At 55.5% G+C, this 21475-nt stretch carries 19 protein-coding genes and 5 tRNA genes; all 24 read left to right on the top strand.

Translation table 11 applies throughout. The features are described 5' to 3' along the window. Position 1: 1 nt before the first annotated feature. The 24 genes from ACAM27_RS17475 to rpsS all read left to right on the top strand — a co-directional run bounded on the left by ACAM27_RS17475 (position 2) and on the right by rpsS (position 21459). Positions 2-77, top strand: a tRNA-Thr gene (locus ACAM27_RS17475). Positions 78-117: 40 nt separating this feature from the next. Then, positions 118-201 (top strand) — tRNA-Tyr (locus ACAM27_RS17470). A gap of 10 nt (positions 202-211) precedes the next feature. Then, positions 212-286, top strand: a tRNA-Gly gene (locus tag ACAM27_RS17465). 13 nt (positions 287-299) lie between these two features. After that, positions 300-375 (top strand) — tRNA-Thr (locus ACAM27_RS17460). A 52-nt stretch (positions 376-427) separates the two neighbouring features. Continuing rightward, positions 428-1624 carry an elongation factor Tu gene (tuf, locus tag ACAM27_RS17455; protein ID WP_011784245.1) on the top strand — a complete coding sequence of 399 codons (1197 nt, stop codon included), beginning with the start codon at positions 428-430 and terminating at the stop codon, positions 1622-1624. Between the two features lie 44 nt (positions 1625-1668). Next, positions 1669-1744: transfer RNA gene (locus tag ACAM27_RS17450), tRNA-Trp, on the top strand. A gap of 33 nt (positions 1745-1777) precedes the next feature. Beyond that, positions 1778-2146, top strand: a complete 369-nt coding sequence (secE, locus tag ACAM27_RS17445) for a preprotein translocase subunit SecE (RefSeq protein ID WP_011784235.1) — start codon at positions 1778-1780, stop codon at positions 2144-2146. A gap of 12 nt (positions 2147-2158) precedes the next feature. Then, positions 2159-2692, top strand: coding sequence for a transcription termination/antitermination protein NusG (gene nusG / locus ACAM27_RS17440; RefSeq protein WP_011784236.1), 534 nt, complete (start codon positions 2159-2161; stop codon positions 2690-2692). 117 nt (positions 2693-2809) lie between these two features. Further along, positions 2810-3241: a 50S ribosomal protein L11 gene (gene rplK / locus ACAM27_RS17435; protein WP_014420481.1), complete on the top strand. Its 432-nt coding sequence runs from the start codon at positions 2810-2812 to the stop codon at positions 3239-3241. A 1-nt stretch (position 3242) separates the two neighbouring features. Continuing rightward, complete coding sequence (gene rplA / locus ACAM27_RS17430) at positions 3243-3941, top strand: 50S ribosomal protein L1 (RefSeq protein ID WP_014420482.1); 699 nt, start codon at positions 3243-3245, stop codon at positions 3939-3941. A gap of 219 nt (positions 3942-4160) precedes the next feature. After that, on the top strand, positions 4161-4691 hold the full coding sequence (gene rplJ / locus ACAM27_RS17425; protein ID WP_014420483.1) for a 50S ribosomal protein L10: 531 nt from the start codon (positions 4161-4163) through the stop codon (positions 4689-4691). Positions 4692-4731: 40 nt separating this feature from the next. Beyond that, entirely contained in the window at positions 4732-5106 is a 375-nt protein-coding gene (gene rplL / locus ACAM27_RS17420; protein WP_011784240.1) for a 50S ribosomal protein L7/L12, read from the top strand. Between the two features lie 242 nt (positions 5107-5348). Beyond that, positions 5349-9425, top strand: a complete 4077-nt coding sequence (gene rpoB / locus ACAM27_RS17415; RefSeq protein WP_011784241.1) for a DNA-directed RNA polymerase subunit beta — start codon at positions 5349-5351, stop codon at positions 9423-9425. 76 nt (positions 9426-9501) lie between these two features. Further along, positions 9502-13716 (top strand): DNA-directed RNA polymerase subunit beta', encoded by a 4215-nt coding sequence (gene rpoC, locus ACAM27_RS17410; RefSeq protein WP_369612373.1) that lies wholly within the window; start codon positions 9502-9504, stop codon positions 13714-13716. Between the two features lie 166 nt (positions 13717-13882). Continuing rightward, positions 13883-14257, top strand: coding sequence for a 30S ribosomal protein S12 (rpsL, locus tag ACAM27_RS17405; protein ID WP_008174844.1), 375 nt, complete (start codon positions 13883-13885; stop codon positions 14255-14257). Between the two features lie 115 nt (positions 14258-14372). Continuing rightward, complete coding sequence (gene rpsG / locus ACAM27_RS17400; protein WP_011784243.1) at positions 14373-14843, top strand: 30S ribosomal protein S7; 471 nt, start codon at positions 14373-14375, stop codon at positions 14841-14843. Positions 14844-14861: 18 nt separating this feature from the next. Continuing rightward, positions 14862-16967: an elongation factor G gene (gene fusA / locus ACAM27_RS17395; RefSeq protein ID WP_114434839.1), complete on the top strand. Its 2106-nt coding sequence runs from the start codon at positions 14862-14864 to the stop codon at positions 16965-16967. Positions 16968-17001: 34 nt separating this feature from the next. Next, positions 17002-18198, top strand: a complete 1197-nt coding sequence (gene tuf, locus ACAM27_RS17390; protein WP_011784245.1) for an elongation factor Tu — start codon at positions 17002-17004, stop codon at positions 18196-18198. A gap of 184 nt (positions 18199-18382) precedes the next feature. Continuing rightward, positions 18383-18694 (top strand): 30S ribosomal protein S10, encoded by a 312-nt coding sequence (gene rpsJ, locus ACAM27_RS17385; protein WP_004580743.1) that lies wholly within the window; start codon positions 18383-18385, stop codon positions 18692-18694. A 75-nt stretch (positions 18695-18769) separates the two neighbouring features. Continuing rightward, positions 18770-19408 (top strand): 50S ribosomal protein L3, encoded by a 639-nt coding sequence (rplC, locus tag ACAM27_RS17380; RefSeq protein WP_011784246.1) that lies wholly within the window; start codon positions 18770-18772, stop codon positions 19406-19408. An 11-nt stretch (positions 19409-19419) separates the two neighbouring features. Further along, entirely contained in the window at positions 19420-20025 is a 606-nt protein-coding gene (gene rplD, locus ACAM27_RS17375) for a 50S ribosomal protein L4 (protein ID WP_011784247.1), read from the top strand. Next, the gene (gene rplW, locus ACAM27_RS17370; protein ID WP_008174862.1) at positions 20022-20315 is read left to right on the top strand and encodes a 50S ribosomal protein L23; all 294 of its coding nucleotides are present in this window, start codon (positions 20022-20024) and stop codon (positions 20313-20315) included. Before rplD ends, rplW begins: the two co-directional genes overlap by 4 nt. A gap of 17 nt (positions 20316-20332) precedes the next feature. Further along, the gene (gene rplB / locus ACAM27_RS17365; protein ID WP_011784248.1) at positions 20333-21160 is read left to right on the top strand and encodes a 50S ribosomal protein L2; all 828 of its coding nucleotides are present in this window, start codon (positions 20333-20335) and stop codon (positions 21158-21160) included. A 23-nt stretch (positions 21161-21183) separates the two neighbouring features. Continuing rightward, on the top strand, positions 21184-21459 hold the full coding sequence (rpsS, locus tag ACAM27_RS17360) for a 30S ribosomal protein S19 (protein WP_007154011.1): 276 nt from the start codon (positions 21184-21186) through the stop codon (positions 21457-21459). The last annotated feature ends 16 nt before the right edge of the window (positions 21460-21475 follow it).

The following is a 21475-nucleotide window of genomic DNA, read 5'->3' as shown; positions in this document are numbered from 1 at the left end:
AGCTGGCGTAGCTCAGTTGGTAGAGCAGCTGACTTGTAATCAGCAGGTCGGGGGTTCGATTCCGTCCGCCAGCTCCACTTTAAGTTTTAAGCAGGTTCGCTTTTGCGGATTTGTTCGGGAGGGGTTCCCGAGTGGCCAAAGGGATCAGACTGTAAATCTGACGCGAAAGCTTCGCAGGTTCGAATCCTGCCCCCTCCACCACTAATTGCTCGCGGGCATCGTATAGTGGCTATTACCTCAGCCTTCCAAGCTGATGACGCGGGTTCGATTCCCGCTGCCCGCTCCAATTTGGTTTCAATGCTCATGTAGCTCAGTCGGTAGAGCACATCCTTGGTAAGGATGAGGTCACCGGTTCAATTCCGGTCATGAGCTCCATTTTTTATCCGGTCAACGTTGCGATCCTGGTTGATTAGGGAGATTGGTCGAAATGTCTAAAGCAAAGTTTGAGCGTAACAAGCCGCACGTAAACGTGGGCACCATCGGTCACGTTGACCATGGTAAGACCACTCTGACAGCCGCCCTGACTCGTGTGTGTCACGAAGTTTGGGGTACTGGCGAGAGCCGTGCTTTCGATCAGATCGATAACGCACCGGAAGAGCGTGCGCGTGGTATTACCATCGCGACCTCTCACGTAGAGTACGATTCTCCGACCCGTCACTACGCCCACGTAGACTGCCCGGGCCACGCTGACTATGTGAAGAACATGATCACTGGTGCGGCACAGATGGACGGCGCGATCCTGGTTTGCTCCGCAGCTGACGGCCCCATGCCGCAGACTCGTGAGCACATCCTGCTGTCCCGTCAGGTTGGCGTTCCTTTCATTGTCGTGTTCCTGAACAAGGCTGACATGGTAGACGACGAGGAGCTGCTGGAGCTGGTTGAGATGGAAGTTCGTGACCTGCTGAGTCAGTACGACTTCCCGGGTGACGACACTCCGATCATCACCGGTTCTGCCCTGATGGCGCTGGAAGGCAAAGACGACAACGAAATGGGTACTACCGCTGTGAAGAAGCTGGTAGAAGCCCTGGACGACTACATCCCTGAGCCGGAGCGTGCGATCGATCAGCCGTTCCTGATGCCGATCGAGGACGTATTCTCCATCTCCGGTCGTGGTACCGTAGTAACTGGCCGTGTTGAGCGTGGCATCATCAAGGTTGGTGACGAAGTGGAAATCGTGGGTATCCGCGACACCACCAAGACCACCTGTACCGGTGTTGAGATGTTCCGCAAGCTGCTGGACGAAGGTCGTGCCGGCGAGAACGTTGGTGTTCTGCTGCGTGGTACCAAGCGTGACGACGTTGAGCGTGGTCAGGTTCTGTGTGTACCGGGCTCCATCAAGCCGCACACCAAGTTCGAGTGTGAAGTGTACGTACTGTCCAAAGAAGAAGGTGGTCGTCATACTCCGTTCTTCAAGGGCTACCGTCCGCAGTTCTACTTCCGGACCACTGACGTGACCGGTTCTTGCGAACTGCCGGAAGGCGTAGAAATGGTAATGCCGGGTGACAACGTGAAAATGACCGTCACCCTGATCGCTCCGATCGCCATGGAAGATGGCCTGCGCTTCGCGATTCGCGAAGGTGGTCGTACCGTTGGTGCCGGCGTGGTCGCCAAGATCATCGAGTAACCTTCGGGTTGCTCGTTTGTTGTTGCGCTGAGTTGTTTCGGTGCAGGCCAGTAGCTCAATTGGCAGAGCAGCGGTCTCCAAAACCGCAGGTTGGGGGTTCGATTCCCTCCTGGCCTGCCATTTTTCAACATCCGGATACATAAGCTGATTCCTATGGAGTCAAAAGCCGTTCAGTCGACCAGCCGTTTCGATGCTCTGAAATGGCTGGTTGTTTTTGTTCTGATTGCCGTTGGTGTGGTTGGTAATCAGTATTTCAGTGCCGAGTCTGTGCTGTATCGGGTTCTGGCTCTTGTTGGGCTGGGTCTTGTTGCTGCATTTGTTGCGCTGCAGACCGAGCGTGGCCGTCGTTTTGCCACCCTGTTGAAGGAAGCACGCGTAGAGATCCGGAAAGTCGTCTGGCCCACCAGGCCTGAGCTGGTTCAGACCACGATTATTGTTGTGGTGTTTGTTCTGGTTGTGGCTCTGATCTTGTGGGGTATGGATTCGCTGATCAGCTGGCTGGTCGCCGGCTTCATCGGCTAACGGGAGTGGGCAATGGCTAAACGCTGGTACGTCGTTCATGCGTATTCTGGCTTTGAAAAGCACGTAATGCGCACTCTGAAGGAGCGTGTGGCGCTCGAAGGCATGGAAGACAAGTTTGGCGAGATCCTGGTTCCGACCGAGGAAGTCGTCGAAATGCGCGATGGCAAGAAGCGCAAGAGCGAGCGCAAGTTCTATCCCGGGTACGTATTGGTCCAGATGGAAATGGATGATGCCTCATGGCATCTTGTCAAGAATACTCCTCGGGTACTCGGCTTCATTGGTGGTACCAAGGACAAGCCGGCACCCATTACCGAACGCGAGGCTGAGGCAATCCTGCGTCGTGTAGAAAGCGGTGCTGACAAGCCCAAGCCGAAGACATTGTTCGAGCCGGGTGAGATTGTACGCGTTGTTGAAGGTCCGTTTGCAGACTTCAATGGCGTTGTTGAGGAAGTCGACTACGAGAAGAGTCGAGTTAAGGTTGCGGTCCTGATCTTTGGCCGTTCAACTCCGGTAGAGCTGGAGTTTGGTCAGGTCGAGAAAGACTGAGCGTAGCCTGAAAACCTGAGAGCTCGCGCGCCACGGCGACGCGGGCTTTTTGTGTCTGCTGAAGGCAGTTATATAAACGGGGAGCCGAGAGGCGTCAGAACCCACAGGAGAACTATCATGGCAAAGAAAATTGAAGCCTATATCAAGCTTCAGGTTGCTGCCGGTCAGGCCAACCCGAGTCCCCCCGTTGGTCCGGCCCTGGGTCAGCGCGGCGTAAACATCATGGAATTCTGTAAGGCCTTTAATGCCAAGACTCAAGGCATGGAGCCGGGCTTGCCGATTCCGACTGTCATCACCGTATACAGTGATCGCAGCTTTACCTTTGTTACCAAGACCCCGCCGGCGCCGGTGCTGCTGAAAAAAGCGGCTGGCATCAAGAGCGGTTCCGGTCGTCCGAACACGGACAAAGTGGGTACGGTAACCCGTGCTCAGCTGGAAGAAATTGCCAAGACCAAAGAGCCGGATCTGACTGCTGCCGACATGGAAGCAGCGGTTCGTACCATTGCCGGAACTGCCCGCAGCATGGGCCTGAACGTGGAGGGTCTGTAAGATGGCAAAGCTGAGCAAGCGTCAGAAGCTGATTCGTGAAAAAGTAGACTCTACCCGTGCCTACACCGTTGATGAGGCGGTAGCACTGTTGGCCGAGCTGGGCCAGAACGTCAAGTTCAAAGAGTCTGTAGACGTGGCCGTTAACCTTGGTGTTGATGCGCGTAAATCTGACCAGGTCGTACGTAGCAGCACTGTTCTGCCGCACGGTACTGGCAAGACTGTTCGTGTAGCTGTGTTCACTCAGGGTGCCAATGCCGAGAAAGCCACTGCTGCCGGTGCAGACGTGGTAGGTATGGATGATCTGGCTGACGAAGTGAAAAAAGGCAATATGGACTTCGACGTGGTTATTGCCACTCCGGATGCCATGCGTGTGGTTGGTCAGCTGGGCCAGATCCTTGGTCCGCGCGGCCTGATGCCGAACCCGAAGGTTGGTACTGTAACTGCAGACGTTGAGACTGCGGTCAAGAACGCCAAAGCCGGCCAGGTTCGCTACCGTACTGATAAAAACGGCATTATCCACGCTCCGCTGGGTAACGTTGAATTCTCTGCGCAGAACATCAAGGAAAACCTTGAAGCTCTGGTGGCAGATCTGAAAAAGGCCAAGCCTGCATCGTCGAAGGGTGTGTATCTGAAGAAGATCACCATCTCTTCCACGATGGGTCCTGGCCTGACTATCGATCAGGGTACTCTGAGCATCTGAGGCTCTGAGCGGTAGTTACTTTGTAGTCTGGGCGGAAGCCAAGGCTGTCAAAGACCGCAGGCCCCCGCAGCGCCCTCTTGAAGGGCGCCTCAAGGGTTAAAGCAACGCCTGCGCAGACGGTGTGACGACGTTCTCTCTGAACCCAAACACCGTTAGGCGTCCCGCGAGGGACATAGATGGGTTTGCTGGCATAAGCCGGCGAAATCGAGGAGAAAACCAGTGGCAATTAGACTCGAAGACAAGAAAGCGATCGTCGCTGAAGTCAACGAGACTGCTGGTACTGCTCTGTCTGTGGTTTTGGCTGACTACCGTGGTGTCACCTCCGGTGACATGACGGCGCTGCGTGCCAAGGCTCGTGCCGAAAACGTGCGTCTGAAGGTTGTTCGTAACAACCTGGCAAAGATCGCGATTCGTGGTACCGAGTTCGAGTGCATTGATCCGGCGCTGGTTGGTCCGACCATTCTGGCTTTCTCAATGGAAGATCCGGGTGCCGCTGCGCGCCTGCTGAAGGATTTTGCCAAAGAGAAAGAGGCGTTCGAAATCAAGGGTCTGGCTGTCGGCGGTGAGCTGATGGGTGCAGAACAGATTGATCGCCTGGCTACGCTGCCGACGCTGCACGAAGCGTTGACCAAGCTGGCCATTGTTACACAGGCACCAGTTACCAAGCTTGCACGTACCCTGAACGATATTCCGGGCAGGATCACACGTGTTGTAGCTGCAGTCCGAGACCAGAAGCAAGACGCTGCTTGATTCTGTTGAACACCATTTTTTACATTTTTGGGAGAAAGTCATGGCTCTGTCTAAAGACGATATTTTGAATGCAATTGCTGAAATGAGCGTAATGGAAGTTGTTGAGCTCGTAGAAGCAATGGAAGAGAAGTTTAACGTTTCTGCTGCTGCCGCTGTTGCTGCCGCTCCGGCTGCTGCCGCTGCTGGCGAAGCCGCCGAAGAGAAGACCGAGTTCGACGTAGTTCTGACCGGCGCTGGCGAGAAGAAAGTAAACGTTATCAAGGCCGTTCGTGAACTGACTGGCCTGGGCCTGAAAGAAGCCAAGGAAATGGTTGACGGCGCACCTTCTACTGTTAAGGAAGGCGCAAGCAAGGACGAGGCTGAAGAAGCCAAGAAGAAGCTTGAGGAAGCAGGCGCTTCTGTTGAGCTCAAGTAAGAGTCGGCTGTTGATCGACACCGTGCGTTAAGCATGGACGGGCTGGTGGCTTCGTGCCACCGGCCTTTTTCTGTTGTATATGCTATAGAGTCTGGTGTGCAATTGCAGGTTGATGTCAGATCTATAACCTACAGCCAGAGTCTTGTTCAAGACGGCGCGATAAGCCGAGCAACTCGGCCCCGAAGCAGAACATTTGATTGCTTCTTGATACCAGGTATCAGGTCTAAAGCTGGGGAATGCAGATGACTTACTCCTACACTGAGAAAAAGCGGATTCGCAAAGACTTTAGTAAATTGCCTTCCGTGATGGAAGTCCCCTATTTGCTGTCTATTCAGCTGGATTCGTTCCGGGACTACCTCCAAATGGAAACTGCGCCTGAAGACCGCCGGGAAACTGGTCTTCATGCAGCATTCAAATCCGTATTCCCGATCGTCAGTTATTCTGGCAACGCCGCGCTCGAGTATGTGAGCTACCGAATCGGCGAGCCAGTCTTTGACGTCAAGGAATGTCAGCTCAGGGGCGTAACTTACGCCGCGCCGCTACGGGTGAAGGTCCGCCTGATCATTTATGATAAGGAATCGTCCAACAAGGCGATCAAGGACATCAAAGAGCAAGAAGTCTACATGGGCGAAATGCCCCTGATGACCGAGAACGGTACCTTTGTTGTTAACGGTACCGAGCGTGTTATCGTTTCCCAGCTCCACCGTTCACCTGGTGTGTTCTTCGATCACGACAAGGGTAAGACCCATTCCTCCGGCAAGCTGTTGTACTCAGCCCGGGTGATTCCTTACCGTGGCTCCTGGCTGGACTTCGAGTTCGATCCGAAGGACGCCGTGTTCGTTCGTATCGACCGCCGTCGTAAGCTGCCGGCCTCCATTCTGTTGCGTGGTCTGGGCTACACCTCTGAGCAAATGCTCGAGATGTTCTTCGAAACCAGTAAGTTCAGCCTGGGCGCGGAAGTGTGCAAGCTGGAGCTGGTGCCAAGCCGTCTGCGTGGCGATATCGCAACCTTCGACATCAAAGACAATGACGGTAACGTAATTGTTGAAGAAGGCCGCCGGATCACTGCCCGTCACATCAAGCAGCTGGAAAAAGCCGGTATCACCGAGCTGGAAGTGCCGACCGAGTATCTCTACGGTCGTGTCCTGGCCAAGGACATGATCGATCAGTCTACCGGCGAAGTGCTGGTAGAATGCAACACCGAACTGACCGAGGAAGTGGTTACCAAGATCCTTGATGCCGGTGTTAAAGACATTGAAACCCTGTACACCAACGACCTGGATTGCGGTCCGTTCATGTCGGATACCCTGCGTATCGACCCGACCCGCACCCCGCTCGAAGCGTTGGTGGAAATCTACCGCATGATGCGCCCGGGCGAGCCGCCTACCAAGGAATCTGCGGAGAATCTGTTTAACAACCTGTTCTTCTCCGAAGAGCGTTACGATCTGTCCGCCGTTGGCCGGATGAAGTTGAATCGTCGCCTGGGCCGGGAAGAAAGCACCGGCGAAGGCACGCTGACGCACGACGATATCATCGACGTACTGAAGACTCTGATTGCCATTCGTAACGGCCAGGGCCAGGTGGATGACATTGATAACCTGGGCAACCGTCGTGTGCGTTGCGTGGGTGAAATGGCCGAAAACCAGTTCCGTGTTGGTCTGGTGCGTGTTGAACGTGCGGTTCGTGAGCGTCTGAGTCTCGCCGAAAGCGAAGGCCTGATGCCGCAGGACCTGATCAACGCCAAGCCGGTTGCGGCCGCTGTGAAAGAGTTCTTTGGCTCCAGTCAGCTGTCCCAGTTCATGGATCAGAACAACCCGTTGTCCGAGGTTACCCACAAGCGTCGTATTTCCGCGTTGGGCCCAGGTGGTCTGACCCGTGAACGCGCTGGCTTCGAAGTCCGTGACGTACATCCGACCCACTACGGCCGCGTGTGCCCGATCGAAACTCCGGAAGGCCCGAACATCGGTCTGATCAACTCGCTGGCAACCTACGCCCGGTCCAATTCCTACGGCTTCCTTGAGAGTCCGTACCGGAAGGTGGTTGATGGTGTGGTGACCGACGAGGTGGTTTACCTCTCTGCGATTGAAGAGAGCAACTACGTGATCGCCCAGGCCAGCGCCGCTACCGATGAAGGCAAGCGTCTGACTGACGAGCTGGTTACGGTGCGTCACCAGAACGAATTTACTGTAGCGCCTCCGGAAGCGGTTAACTTCATGGACGTATCTCCGCGCCAGGTTGTATCGGTCGCGGCGTCTCTGATCCCGTTCCTGGAGCACGACGATGCCAACCGGGCCCTGATGGGTGCGAACATGCAGCGTCAGGCGGTGCCGACCTTGAAGTCGCAGGTGCCTTTGGTGGGTACCGGTGTTGAGCGCACGGTGGCTCAGGACTCTGGCGTGTGTGTAACCGCGCGTCGCGGTGGTGTGATCGAAAGCGTGGATGCGGCCCGTATCGTGGTTCGCGTCAACAACGAAGAAACCGAAGCCGGTGATGCAGGTGTGGATATCTATAACCTCACCAAGTACACCCGCTCCAACCAGAACACCTGTATCAACCAGCGTTCTATCGTGCGTCAGGGTGACGTGATTGCCCGTGGCGATGTGTTGGCGGATGGTCCTTCTGTGGATCTGGGTGAGCTGGCTCTGGGTCAGAACATGCGCATCGCGTTCATGCCCTGGAACGGTTACAACTTTGAGGATTCCATTCTCATCTCCGAGAAAGTGGTTCAGGAAGACCGTCTGACCACCATCCACATTCAGGAACTGACCTGTGTGGCTCGTGATACCAAGCTGGGCAGCGAAGAAATCACCGCAGATATTCCGAACGTGGGTGAAAGCGCACTGTCCAAGCTGGATGAGTCTGGCATTGTCTACATCGGCGCTGAAGTGGGTCCCGGCGACATTCTGGTTGGTAAGGTAACGCCGAAAGGCGAAACCCAGCTGACCCCGGAAGAGAAGCTTCTGCGTGCCATCTTTGGTGAAAAAGCGTCTGACGTTAAGGACACATCTCAGCGTGTGCCGACCGGTACCCGTGGTACGGTCATTGACGTTCAGGTCTTCACCCGTGACGGTATCGAGAAAGATGCCCGAGCGCTTTCGATCGAGAAAGAGCAGCTGGACAAGTACCGTAAGGACCTGAAAGACGAGTACCGCATTGTTGAAGGTGCGACGTTCGAGCGTCTGATGGCCGCTCTGAAAGGTCAGGAAGTGATCAGTGGTCCTGGCCTGAAAAAGGGTGCGAAGCTGGAAGAAGCCTACCTGGCGGAACTGCCGCGAGCCGACTGGTTCAAGCTGCGCATGAAAGACGAAGCTTTGAACGAGTTGCTGGAGAAATCCGAGCAGGGCCTCGAGGATCGCAAGAAAGAGCACGAAGCTCGCTTTGACGACAAGAAGGGCAAGCTTCAGCAGGGCGACGATCTGGCTCCTGGCGTACTCAAGATTGTTAAGGTTTACCTGGCAATCAAGCGTCGTATTCAGCCGGGCGACAAGATGGCTGGCCGTCATGGTAACAAGGGTGTTATCTCTGCGGTTATGCCGATTGAAGACATGCCCTACGACGAGTTTGGCAATACCGTCGATATCGTTCTGAACCCGCTCGGTGTACCGTCGCGGATGAACGTTGGTCAGGTGCTTGAGACTCACCTGGGTGCTGCGGCGAAAGGCCTGGGTGAACGGATCAGTCGTATGCTGGACGAGCAGCGCAAGGTAGCTGAGCTTCGTAAGTTGCTGGACGAGATCTACAATCACTCGGACGAAGTGTTCAAGGTTGACCTTGATAGTCTGACTGACAAAGAGATTTTCGAGCTGTGCAACAACCTGCGTGGTGGCGTTCCCATGGCAACACCGGTCTTCGATGGTGCCAAGGAAGCTGAGGTGAAGAGAATGCTTGAGTTGGCTGGCCTGGATACTACCGGTCAGACCAAGCTCTATGACGGCCGTACCGGCGATGCGTTTGATCGTCCGGTAACTGTTGGCTATATGTACATTCTCAAGCTGAACCACCTGATCGACGACAAGATGCACGCTCGTTCTACCGGCTCTTACAGCCTGGTTACCCAGCAGCCGCTGGGTGGTAAGGCTCAGTTCGGTGGTCAGCGCTTCGGTGAGATGGAAGTCTGGGCTCTGGAGGCATACGGTGCCGCCTATACCCTGCAGGAAATGCTCACCGTCAAGTCTGACGACGTAAACGGTCGGACCAAGATGTACAAGAACATTGTCGATGGCGATCATCGTATGGAGCCGGGCATGCCTGAATCCTTCAACGTTCTTGTCAAGGAAATCCGCTCGTTGGGTATCGACATCGAGCTGGAATCCGAGTGAGCCGAATTGTTTTTGGCAGCGTGAGCGGGCACTCCGTGTGCCCGCCCGAGATTAACGCCATCCGGAGCTTTAACTGATGAAAGATTTGCTGAATCTTCTCAAGAGCCAGAATCAGAGCAAGGAATTCGACGCCATCCGCATTGGTCTGGCGTCGCCTGACATGATTCGTTCCTGGTCTTTTGGCGAAGTAAAAAAGCCTGAGACCATTAACTACCGTACCTTCAAGCCGGAGCGTGACGGTCTTTTCTGTGCCAAGATCTTCGGCCCGATCAAGGACTACGAGTGTCTGTGCGGAAAATACAAGCGCCTCAAGCACCGCGGTGTCATTTGCGAAAAGTGTGGTGTCGAGGTTGCCCTGGCGAGCGTTCGCCGTGAGCGCATGGGCCATATTGAGCTGGCCAGCCCGGTCGCCCATATCTGGTTCCTGAAGTCGCTGCCGTCCCGCATCGGTCTGATGCTGGACATGACCCTGCGTGATATCGAGCGGGTTCTTTACTTCGAGAGCTTTATTGTTATCGATCCGGGCATGACCACTCTGGAGAAGGGCCAACTGCTGAACGATGAGCAGTATTACGAAGCCCTGGAAGAGTTTGGTGACGAGTTCGACGCCCGCATGGGTGCGGAAGCCGTCAAGCAATTGCTGGAAGACATCGATCTGCAGGCAGAAGTTGACGCGCTGCGCGAAGAAATTCCGCAGACCAACTCCGAAACCAAGATCAAGAAATTCAGCAAGCGCCTGAAAATTCTGGAAGCGTTCCTGTATTCCGGTAACAAGCCGGGCGACATGGTCATGACCGTGCTGCCGGTTCTTCCGCCGGACCTGCGCCCCCTGGTTCCGCTGGATGGTGGCCGTTTTGCCACTTCCGACCTGAACGACCTGTACCGTCGGGTGATCAACCGGAACAACCGTCTCAAGCGCCTTTTGGAGCTGAATGCTCCGGACATCATCGTGCGTAACGAGAAGCGGATGCTGCAGGAAGCTGTGGATGCCCTGCTGGACAATGGCCGTCGTGGCCGTGCCATCACCGGCACCAACAAGCGCCCCCTGAAGTCCCTGGCTGACATGATCAAGGGTAAGCAGGGTCGTTTCCGTCAGAACCTGCTGGGTAAGCGTGTTGACTACTCCGGCCGTTCGGTGATCGTGGTAGGTCCGTACCTGCGCCTGCATCAGTGCGGTCTGCCGAAGAAAATGGCTCTGGAGCTGTTCAAACCGTTCATTTTCTCAAAGCTTGAGCACCGCGGACTGGCGACCACGATCAAGGCCGCCAAGAAGATGGTCGAGCGTGAGGAAGGTGTGGTCTGGGATATCCTGGATGAGGTCATCCGTGAGCATCCGATCCTGCTGAACCGTGCGCCGACCCTGCACCGTCTGGGCATCCAGGCGTTCGAGCCGGTTCTGATCGAAGGTAAGGCCATTCAGCTGCACCCGCTGGTGTGTGCGGCCTACAACGCTGACTTCGATGGTGACCAGATGGCGGTACACGTACCGCTGACTCTGGAAGCCCAGCTTGAAGCCCGCGCGTTGATGATGTCTACCAACAACGTGTTGTCGCCCGCCAACGGCGAACCCATCATCGTACCGTCTCAGGACGTGGTACTGGGGCTGTACTACATGACCCGTGAGCGCCACGCCGCTCTGGGTGAAGGTATGGTCTTTGCTGACGTCAAGGAAGCCCATCGCGCTTACGGTGCTGGTCAGGTTGACCTGCAGGCGAAGGTTAAGGTTCGGGTCAAGGAAGTTGCGGTTGACGAAGACGGTAATCGTACCGAGAGCTTCCGCATTGTCGATACCACCGTTGGTCGCGCTCTGCTTTACGATATCGTGCCGGACGGCCTGCCGTTCGAGATCGTCAACAAGCCGATGGTGAAGAAGGCGATTTCCAACCTGATCAACACCTGTTACCGGGATGCTGGTCTGAAAGACACGGTCATCTTCGCTGACCAGTTGATGTACATGGGTTACCACTACGCAACCCGTTCCGGTATCTCGATCGGCTTTAACGATTTCGAGATCCCGCCGGAGAAGTACGAGCTGGTGGATGCGGCCTCCGACGAAGTAAAAGACATCGAAAACCAGTACGCATCCGGTCTTCTGACCCAGGGTGAGAAGTACAACAAGGTGATCGACATCTGGTCCCGTGCCAATGACAAAGTGTCCAAGGCAATGATGGAGCGTCTGTCCAAAGAGCAGGTTATTGGCCCTGATGGCCAGCCAGTAAAGGGCGAAGACGGTGAAGACCTGATGCAGGAGTCCTTCAACTCCGTCTACATGATGGCCGATTCCGGTGCGCGGGGTTCCGCCGCCCAGATCCGTCAGCTGTCCGGTATGCGTGGTCTGATGGCAAAGCCGGATGGTTCCATCATCGAAACGCCGATTACGGCCAACTTCCGTGAAGGTCTGAACGTACTCCAGTACTTCATCTCGACTCACGGTGCTCGTAAAGGTCTGGCGGATACCGCACTGAAGACCGCGAACTCCGGTTACCTGACCCGCCGTCTGGTTGACGTGTCTCAGGATCTGGTGGTGACCGAGGAAGACTGTGGTACCGATGAAGGCCTGCTGATGACGCCGCACATCGAAGGTGGCGACGTGGTTGTGCCGCTGGGCGACCGGGTTCTGGGTCGTGTGACGGCTCGCGATGTGTTCACGCCGACTGACAAGGACAACGCCGTTGTTCCTGCGGGCACACTGCTCGACGAGAAGACCGTCGAAATGGTTGAGCGCGCGGGTGTAGACGAAATCTGGGTACGCTCTGCGATTACCTGTGAGACCCGTCACGGCATCTGTTCCAAGTGTTACGGCCGTGATCTGGCCCGTGGCCACCAGGTGAACGTGGGCGAAGCGGTAGGTGTTATCGCTGCCCAGTCCATCGGTGAGCCGGGTACCCAGCTGACCATGCGTACCTTCCACATTGGTGGTGCCGCGAGCCGGGCGTCTGCGGTAGACAATATCCAGGTGAAGCATGGTGGTACGGTACGCCTGCACAACCTGAAGTCGATCGAGAAGACCGATGGTTCGCTGGTGGTGGTATCCCGTTCCTCCGCGCTGGCCATTGCCGACGAGCAGGGTCGTGAGCGCGAGTGGTACAAGCTGCCGTACGGTGCCGTGCTGTCTGTGAAGAACGGTGATCAGGTAGAAGCCGGTGTTGTGGTTGCCAAGTGGGATCCGCACACGCACCCGATCATCGCGGAAGCGAAGGGCACCGCCAAGTTCGTCAACATGGAAGAGGGCATTACTGTCCGTACCCAGGCTGACGAGCTGACCGGTCTGTCCACGATGGAAGTGATTGACCCGAAAGAGCGTCCGGCCGCGGGTAAGGACATTCGTCCGGCCATTCAGCTGGTCGACGACTCGGGAGAGGAAGTGGAGCTGCCCGGGGGCGGTACCGCGATCTTCTTCCTGCCGGCTAACGCTCTGGTAACCATGGCGAATGGCGCCAAGATCGAGCTGGGTGATGTGGTCGCCCGTATTCCGCAGGAAAGCTCGAAGACCCGGGACATCACCGGTGGTCTGCCTCGGGTTGCCGACCTGTTCGAGGCCCGTCGTCCGAAAGAGTCCGCAATCCTCGCGGAGATCAGCGGCGTGGTTTCCTTCGGTAAAGAAACCAAAGGCAAGAAGCGCCTGGTGATCACGCCGAAGGATGACGATGCCTATGAGGTTCTGATTCCGAAGCATCGCCAGCTCAACGTGTTCGAAGGTGAAACCGTTGAAAAGGGTGAGGTGATCTCGGATGGTCCGTCGAACCCGCACGACATCCTGCGTCTGCTGGGTGTGGTCGAGCTGGCCAAGTACATCACCAACGAAATCCAGGACGTTTACCGTCTGCAGGGCGTTGTCATCAACGATAAACATATCGAGGTTATCGTTCGCCAGATGCTGCGCAAGGTCGAAATCACCGATCCGGGTGATACCACGCTGCTGTCGGGCGACCAGGTAGAAATTACCCAGGTGATGGAAGAGAACGAGAAGGCGAATGCGGCAGACAAAGAGCCTGCACGCTTCGAGCGTCTGTTGCTGGGTATCACCAAGGCATCGCTGGCGACCGAGTCCTTCATCTCTGCGGCCTCGTTCCAGGAAACCACCCGGGTTCTGACCGAGGGTGCGGTGACTGGCAAGCGGGACTACCTGCGCGGTCTGAAGGAAAACGTGGTGGTTGGTCGACTGATTCCGGCCGGTACCGGTCTTGCCTATCACAACGAGCGCCGTCGCAAGCGTGACCTGGAAGAGCAGGGCGTGACTGCGGCCGATGTTGAAGAAGCTCTGAGCGCCGAACTTAACCGCGAAAACTGAGTTCGTGCGCGCCACCCTCGGGGTAGATACCTACCTTCAGGGTGGTTAAAAAGAGATCAGTCATCTTGACTGACTCGGGGCGCAAGCTTAAACTTGCGTCCCTTAAATTTTACCCCCTGCATTGGGGGTAAGTTTCATTGGTATGGTTTTTTTGGAGTTTGCTTACATGGCAACGATTAATCAGTTGGTGCGTAAGCCTCGTAAGCGCAAGGTAGCCAAGAGCGACGTTCCCGCGCTCCAGGCTTGCCCTCAGCGCCGTGGTGTGTGCACTCGTGTATACACCACTACGCCGAAGAAGCCGAACTCAGCACTGCGTAAAGTGTGCCGTGTTCGTCTGACTAACGGCTACGAGGTTTCCTCATACATTGGTGGTGAAGGTCACAACCTTCAGGAGCACAGTGTTGTGCTGATCCGTGGCGGTCGAGTAAAAGACCTTCCGGGTGTGCGCTATCACACTGTTCGCGGTACTTTGGACACCCAGGGTGTACAGAACCGTAAGCAGGGCCGCTCCAAGTACGGTGCAAAACGACCCAAGTCCTGATGTCCCGAGCGGGTGTCTTTTATCGTTGCTTGTCAGAACGGTAAGAGTAAGGCTGAGTAGCAGATGGCTATCTCAGGGGTTCCTGAAGACCTTTTAGATATATAAGGGCTTATCGATGCCTAGAAGAAGAGTTGCAGCTAAGCGGGAAATCATTCCCGATCCGAAATTCGGCAGTGCACGTCTTGCCAAGTTCATCAACCACGTGATGGAAAGCGGTAAGAAGTCTGTTGCAGAGCGCATTGTTTATGGCGCGCTCGATATTGTTGCCGAGAAATCCAAGGAAGAGCCGATCGAAATGTTCGAGAAGGCCCTGGAGAACATCCAGCCGATGGTGGAGGTGAAATCCCGTCGCGTGGGTGGTGCTACTTACCAGGTGCCTGTAGAAGTACGGCCTTCCCGTCAGAACGCGCTGGCTATGCGCTGGCTCGTCGAATACTCACGGAAGCGTGGTGAGAAGTCCATGGCGCAACGTCTGGCCGGCGAAATTCTTGACGCGGCAGACAGCAAAGGTGCCGCGGTGAAGAAGCGCGAAGACGTGCATCGTATGGCAGAAGCCAACAAAGCATTCTCTCACTTCCGTTTCTAACAAGCCGAGGTTTATATCGTGGCACGCAAGACTCCTATCAAACGTTACAGAAACATTGGTATCTGTGCGCACGTGGATGCGGGCAAGACCACTACAACCGAGCGTATTCTTTACTACACCGGTCGTAGTCACAAAATGGGTGAAACCCATGACGGCGCTTCCACTACAGACTGGATGGAGCAGGAGCAGGAGCGTGGTATCACCATCACGTCTGCCGCTGTTACAACCTTCTGGCAGGGTATGGACAAGCAATACCCCGAGCACCGCATTAACATTATCGACACACCGGGACACGTTGACTTCACTATCGAAGTAGAGCGTTCTCTGCGGGTTCTCGATGGTGCCGTGGTTGTGTTCTGTGGTTCCTCTGGTGTTGAGCCGCAGTCTGAGACTGTATGGCGTCAGGCCAACAAGTATGAAGTTCCGCGCATGGTGTTCGTCAACAAGATGGACCGTGCTGGCGCTAACTTTATGCGCGTTGTTGAGCAGATCCGTAACCGTCTGGGCGCGACCACTGTGCCCATCCAGCTGCCGATTGGCGCGGAAGACGATTTCGAAGGCATTGTTGACCTGCTGCGCATGAAGGCCATCTACTGGAACGAAGCTGACCAGGGCATGACCTACGAGCTTCGCGACATTCCGGAATCCATGAAGGCGGAAGCCGAGAAGGCTCGCGAGCAGATGATTGAAGCTGCTGCCGAAGCCAACGAAGAGTACATGGATAAGTATCTGGAAGGCGAAGAGCTGACCTACGAAGAGATCAAGAAGGGTCTGCGCGATCGTACCATCGCCAACGAGATTGTTCTGGCGACCTGTGGTTCCGCGTTCAAGAACAAGGGTGTTCAGGCGGTGCTGGATGCCGTTATCGAATTCCTGCCGGCTCCGGATGAAGTTAAAGCCATCCGCGGTGAGGTTGACGACGAAGGTACAGAAGAGACTCGTCCGGTTGACGACGATGCGCCGTTCGCTGCTCTGGCGTTCAAGATCGCCACCGATCCGTTCGTGGGCACGCTGACCTTCTTCCGTGTTTACTCCGGTAAACTGGAATCCGGTAATGCTGTGTTCAACTCGGTTAAAGGCAAGAAAGAGCGTGTGGGCCGTATGGTTCAGATGCACGCCAACGACCGTGAAGAGATCAAGGAAGTTCTGGCGGGCGACATCGCTGCTGCCATTGGTCTGAAGAACGTGACCACCGGTGACACCCTGTGTGACGAGAACAACAAGATTGTTCTGGAGCGCATGGAGTTCCCTGAGCCGGTTATCTCTGTTGCGGTTGAGCCGAAGTCCAAGGCAGACCAGGAGAAGATGGGTGTGGCGCTGGGCAAGCTGGCCCAGGAAGATCCTTCGTTCCGTGTTCGCACCGACGAAGAGTCCGGTCAGACCATCATCTCTGGTATGGGTGAGCTTCACCTGGACATCATCGTTGACCGTATGCGTCGCGAGTTCAAGGTTGAGGCCAACATCGGTAAGCCTCAGGTCGCTTATCGTGAATGCATCCGTAAGCCGGTTGACGTTGAAGGTAAATTCGTTCGTCAGTCTGGTGGTCGCGGCCAGTACGGTCACGTAAAAGTGAAGTTGGAGCCGCTGCCTCTGGATGATGAAGATGGCGAAAACTTTATCTTTGTGAACGAGATCGTTGGTGGTGTGGTTCCCAAGGAATACATTCCGGCGGTTCAGCAGGGTATCGAGGAGCAGATGCAGAACGGCTGTCTGGCCGGCTATCCGCTGCTGGGTATCAAGGCGACGCTGTACGATGGTTCCTACCACGACGTCGACTCCAACGAAATGGCGTTCAAAATCGCTGGCTCCATGGCGATGAAGAAAGGCGCCCTCGAAGCAAATCCTGCCCTTCTTGAGCCGATCATGAAGGTTGAGGTTGTTACCCCTGAAGATTACATGGGTGACGTTGTTGGCGATCTGAACCGTCGTCGCGGCCTTGTGCAGGGTATGGATGAAGGCCCGGCGGGCAAGGTCATCCGTGCTGAAGTTCCGTTGTCGGAGATGTTCGGTTACGCCACCGACCTGCGTTCTGCAACACAGGGTCGGGCGTCTTATGCGATGGAGTTCTCCCGCTATGCGGAAGCTCCTTCGAACATTGCCGAAGCGATCATTAAAAAGGGTTGATCCCAGGACTTAAGAAACAGGAAGAGGTGTAACCGTGTCCAAAGCAAAGTTTGAGCGTAACAAGCCGCACGTAAACGTGGGCACCATCGGTCACGTTGACCATGGTAAGACCACTCTGACAGCCGCCCTGACTCGTGTGTGTCACGAAGTTTGGGGTACTGGCGAGAGCCGTGCTTTCGATCAGATCGATAACGCACCGGAAGAGCGTGCGCGTGGTATTACCATCGCGACCTCTCACGTAGAGTACGATTCTCCGACCCGTCACTACGCCCACGTAGACTGCCCGGGCCACGCTGACTATGTGAAGAACATGATCACTGGTGCGGCACAGATGGACGGCGCGATCCTGGTTTGCTCCGCAGCTGACGGCCCCATGCCGCAGACTCGTGAGCACATCCTGCTGTCCCGTCAGGTTGGCGTTCCTTTCATTGTCGTGTTCCTGAACAAGGCTGACATGGTAGACGACGAGGAGCTGCTGGAGCTGGTTGAGATGGAAGTTCGTGACCTGCTGAGTCAGTACGACTTCCCGGGTGACGACACTCCGATCATCACCGGTTCTGCCCTGATGGCGCTGGAAGGCAAAGACGACAACGAAATGGGTACTACCGCTGTGAAGAAGCTGGTAGAAGCCCTGGACGACTACATCCCTGAGCCGGAGCGTGCGATCGATCAGCCGTTCCTGATGCCGATCGAGGACGTATTCTCCATCTCCGGTCGTGGTACCGTAGTAACTGGCCGTGTTGAGCGTGGCATCATCAAGGTTGGTGACGAAGTGGAAATCGTGGGTATCCGCGACACCACCAAGACCACCTGTACCGGTGTTGAGATGTTCCGCAAGCTGCTGGACGAAGGTCGTGCCGGCGAGAACGTTGGTGTTCTGCTGCGTGGTACCAAGCGTGACGACGTTGAGCGTGGTCAGGTTCTGTGTGTACCGGGCTCCATCAAGCCGCACACCAAGTTCGAGTGTGAAGTGTACGTACTGTCCAAAGAAGAAGGTGGTCGTCATACTCCGTTCTTCAAGGGCTACCGTCCGCAGTTCTACTTCCGGACCACTGACGTGACCGGTTCTTGCGAACTGCCGGAAGGCGTAGAAATGGTAATGCCGGGTGACAACGTGAAAATGACCGTCACCCTGATCGCTCCGATCGCCATGGAAGATGGCCTGCGCTTCGCGATTCGCGAAGGTGGTCGTACCGTTGGTGCCGGCGTGGTCGCCAAGATCATCGAGTAATTTATTCGATTGATCAGGAAAAAGGGGCTGAGCGTTCAGCCCCTTTTTCTGTTTAGGTCGCAAATGTCGCTCAACCCTGTCAATGGCAATGCTGTTGACAGGGTTGGGTATTATGCATACAATGCGGCTCCTTTTTTTGAAGGTCGGCTAACTAGTAGCTGCTACGAGTGGAGTTTGGTGCATCATGCAAAGCCAAAAAATTCGAATCCGGTTGAAGGCGTTTGATTATCGCCTGATCGACCAGTCCACGCAGGAGATTGTCGATACCGCCAAGCGGACCGGCGCTCAGGTGCGTGGTCCCATTCCTCTGCCGACGCGGAAGGAAAAGTACACGGTATTGATCTCTCCGCACGTCAACAAAGACGCGCGTGATCAGTATGAAATTCGTACGCATAAGCGTTTGCTCGACATTGTTGAGCCGACGGAAAAGACAGTAGATGCTCTGATGAAACTGGACCTGGCAGCAGGTGTAGACGTTCAGATCAGCCTCGGCTAATACCGCCCGGTATTAGTCTGTGTAACTGTCATAGGCCATAGAGGGTGCAAGCCCCGTACACTTAAGAGGTGAAACATGGCAATTGGTGTTGTCGGTCGTAAGGCCGGTATGACCCGTATTTTTACGGATGAAGGGCAGGCGCTGCCTGTCACGGTAATTGAGGTTGAGCCCAACCGCATTACCCAACTCAAGACCCTCGAAAGCGACGGCTACCGTGCAGTGCAGGTAACCGTAGGTTCTCGTCGTTCCTCCCGTGTAAACAAGGCGGCTGCCGGGCACTTTGCAAAAGCAGGTGTTGAAGCTGGTCGTGGCGTTTGGGAATTCCGTCTGGCTGATGGCGAAGGTGAAGACCTGGCCGCCGGTGGCGAGCTGACCGTTTCCGTGTTTGAAGACGGTCAGGTGGTTGACGCAGTAGGTCAGTCCAAGGGTAAGGGCTTCCAGGGCGGTGTTAAGCGCTGGAACTTCTCCATGCAGGACGCTACTCACGGTAACTCCTTGTCTCATCGTGCTCCGGGTTCCATTGGTCAGAACCAGACTCCGGGTAAGGTGTTCAAGGGCAAGAAGATGGCCGGTCAGATGGGTAATGCGCAGGTTACTGTGCAGAACCTGAAAATCGTCCGTGTCGATGCCGAGCGCAACCTGCTGCTGGTAAGTGGTGCCGTACCTGGCGCAACTGGCGGCGACGTTGTCATCAAGCCTGCAGTTAAAGCCTGAGGAGCGGTGCGATGGAATTGACAATTACTGGTAGCGGCAAGGGGATTTCTGTTTCCGACGCTGCGTTTGCCAAAGATTTTAACGAAGCTCTGGTGCATCAGGTGGTTACTGCTTACATGGCAGCTGGCCGTCAGGGTACCAAGGCCCAGAAGACACGTTCCGAAGTCAGTGGTGGTGGCAAGAAGCCATGGCGTCAGAAGGGTACTGGTCGTGCCCGTGCTGGTACCATTCGTAGCCCGATCTGGCGTTCAGGCGGCGTAACCTTTGCTGCCAAGCCCCGTGACTTCGAGCAAAAGGTTAACCGCAAGATGTACCGTGCGGCGATGCGTTCCATTTTCTCCGAGCTGGTACGCCAGGAGCGTCTGGTTGTGGTTGACGACATGAATGTCGATACACCCAAGACCAAGGCCTTCACTGCCAAGCTGAGCGATCTGGGTGTGTCCAACGCCCTGATCCTGTCTGAGAATGTTGAGCAGAATCTGCACCTGGCTTCCCGCAACGTTCCTCATGTGGACGTTCGCGATGTGGCAGGTCTGGATCCGGTCAGCCTGGTTGCCTTCGAGAAAGTCGTGGTGACTGTTCCCGCTCTGAAGAAGATCGAGGAGATGCTGGGATGAATCAGGAACGTATTTACAAGGTCCTGTTAGGGCCGCACGTATCAGAAAAAGCGTCTCTGGCGGCAGAGCGTGGTCAGGTGGTGTTTCGTGTAGCGCCTGATGCGACCAAGCCCGAGATCAAGAAAGCCGTTGAGCAACTGTTCAACGTCACCGTCGAAGGTGTTCAGGTTCTGAACCGTAAGGGTAAGCTCAAGCGCACTATCCGCGGGTTCGGCAAGCGTAATGACATTCGTAAGGCTTACGTCAAGCTGGCAGAAGGTCAGGACATCGATTTTCTGGATGTGGAATAAGGTAAAGGGGTCGTAATATGCCGATCGTCAAAACCAAGCCAACATCTGCCGGACGCCGTCACGTTGTAAAACTTTACAACCCGGATCTGCACAAAGGACGTCCTTACGAGCCGTTGGTAGAAACAAAGAGTAAGTCTGGTGGCCGTAACAATGTTGGCCGCATTACTACTCGTCACATTGGTGGTGGTCATAAGCAGCACTACCGTGTTATCGACTTCAAGCGGACCAAAGATGGTATCCCGGCGGTCATTGAGCGCCTGGAATACGATCCTAACCGCTCTGCGCACATTGCACTGGTCAAATATGCCGATGGCGAGCGTCGTTACATTATCGCTCCCAAAGGTATGAAGGCTGGTGATCCTGTGCGCTCCGGCGTCGACGCGCCGATCAAGGTGGGCTCCACGCTGCCGCTCCGGAACATTCCGGTCGGTTCCGTAATCCACTGCGTCGAACTCAAGCCTGGCAAAGGTGCACAGCTGGCTCGCTCTGCGGGCGCATCCGTACAGCTGGTTGCTCGGGAAGGGGCGTATGCCACCATCCGCCTGCGTTCAGGTGAAATGCGTAAGGTGCTTGTAGATTGCCGTGCCACTCTGGGCGAAGTGTCCAACAGTGAGCATAGCCTCAAGCAGCTTGGTAAAGCGGGTGCATCACGTTGGCGCGGCAAACGGCCAACAGTACGTGGTGTTGCTATGAACCCAGTTGACCACCCGCATGGTGGTGGTGAAGGGCGTACCTCTGGCGGACGTCACCCGGTTACTCCGTGGGGTGTTCCGACCAAAGGGCATAAGACTCGTAAGAACAAGCGTACTGACAAGATGATAGTACGTCGTCGTTCGGCCAAGTAAACGACTACATAGAGGTAATTGCTGTGCCACGTTCTTTGAAGAAAGGTCCTTTTATAGACCTGCATCTGTTGAAGAAGGTCGAGGCAGCTCTGGAAGCAAATGACAAGCGGCCCATTAAAACCTGGTCCCGCCGGTCAACAGTCTTCCCGGAGATGGTAGGCCTGACCATTGCAGTCCACAACGGCAAGCAGCACGTGCCGGTTTATGTCACCGAAGATATGGTTGGACATAAGCTGGGTGAGTTCGCGGCAACGCGTACTTATCGTGGTCATGCGGCCGACAAGAAAGCTAAACGCTGATTCTGAGGTAATAGAA

The organism is Marinobacter sp. RI1, assembly GCF_041155085.1.
Lineage (GTDB): Bacteria > Pseudomonadota > Gammaproteobacteria > Pseudomonadales > Oleiphilaceae > Marinobacter > Marinobacter nauticus.
The sequence above is the reverse complement of the archived record's forward strand: the minus strand, read 5'-3'. Positions and strand labels throughout refer to the sequence as shown.

What these genes read in the sequence shown, in the direction of transcription:
- rplK (WP_014420481.1), top strand. Translation starts at nt 2,810, where the DNA reads ATGGCAAAGAAAATTGAAGCCTATATCAAGCTTCAGGTTGCTGCCGGT.
- rplB (WP_011784248.1), top strand. Translation starts at nt 20,333, where the DNA reads ATGCCGATCGTCAAAACCAAGCCAACATCTGCCGGACGCCGTCACGTT.
- rplD (WP_011784247.1), top strand. Translation starts at nt 19,420, where the DNA reads ATGGAATTGACAATTACTGGTAGCGGCAAGGGGATTTCTGTTTCCGAC.
- rpoB (WP_011784241.1), top strand. Translation starts at nt 5,349, where the DNA reads ATGACTTACTCCTACACTGAGAAAAAGCGGATTCGCAAAGACTTTAGT.
- rpsG (WP_011784243.1), top strand. Translation starts at nt 14,373, where the DNA reads ATGCCTAGAAGAAGAGTTGCAGCTAAGCGGGAAATCATTCCCGATCCG.
- rpoC (WP_369612373.1), top strand. Translation starts at nt 9,502, where the DNA reads ATGAAAGATTTGCTGAATCTTCTCAAGAGCCAGAATCAGAGCAAGGAA.
- rplC (WP_011784246.1), top strand. Translation starts at nt 18,770, where the DNA reads ATGGCAATTGGTGTTGTCGGTCGTAAGGCCGGTATGACCCGTATTTTT.
- rplW (WP_008174862.1), top strand. Translation starts at nt 20,022, where the DNA reads ATGAATCAGGAACGTATTTACAAGGTCCTGTTAGGGCCGCACGTATCA.
- secE (WP_011784235.1), top strand. Translation starts at nt 1,778, where the DNA reads ATGGAGTCAAAAGCCGTTCAGTCGACCAGCCGTTTCGATGCTCTGAAA.
- rpsJ (WP_004580743.1), top strand. Translation starts at nt 18,383, where the DNA reads ATGCAAAGCCAAAAAATTCGAATCCGGTTGAAGGCGTTTGATTATCGC.
- tuf (WP_011784245.1), top strand. Translation starts at nt 428, where the DNA reads ATGTCTAAAGCAAAGTTTGAGCGTAACAAGCCGCACGTAAACGTGGGC.
- nusG (WP_011784236.1), top strand. Translation starts at nt 2,159, where the DNA reads ATGGCTAAACGCTGGTACGTCGTTCATGCGTATTCTGGCTTTGAAAAG.
- rplA (WP_014420482.1), top strand. Translation starts at nt 3,243, where the DNA reads ATGGCAAAGCTGAGCAAGCGTCAGAAGCTGATTCGTGAAAAAGTAGAC.
- rpsL (WP_008174844.1), top strand. Translation starts at nt 13,883, where the DNA reads ATGGCAACGATTAATCAGTTGGTGCGTAAGCCTCGTAAGCGCAAGGTA.
- rplL (WP_011784240.1), top strand. Translation starts at nt 4,732, where the DNA reads ATGGCTCTGTCTAAAGACGATATTTTGAATGCAATTGCTGAAATGAGC.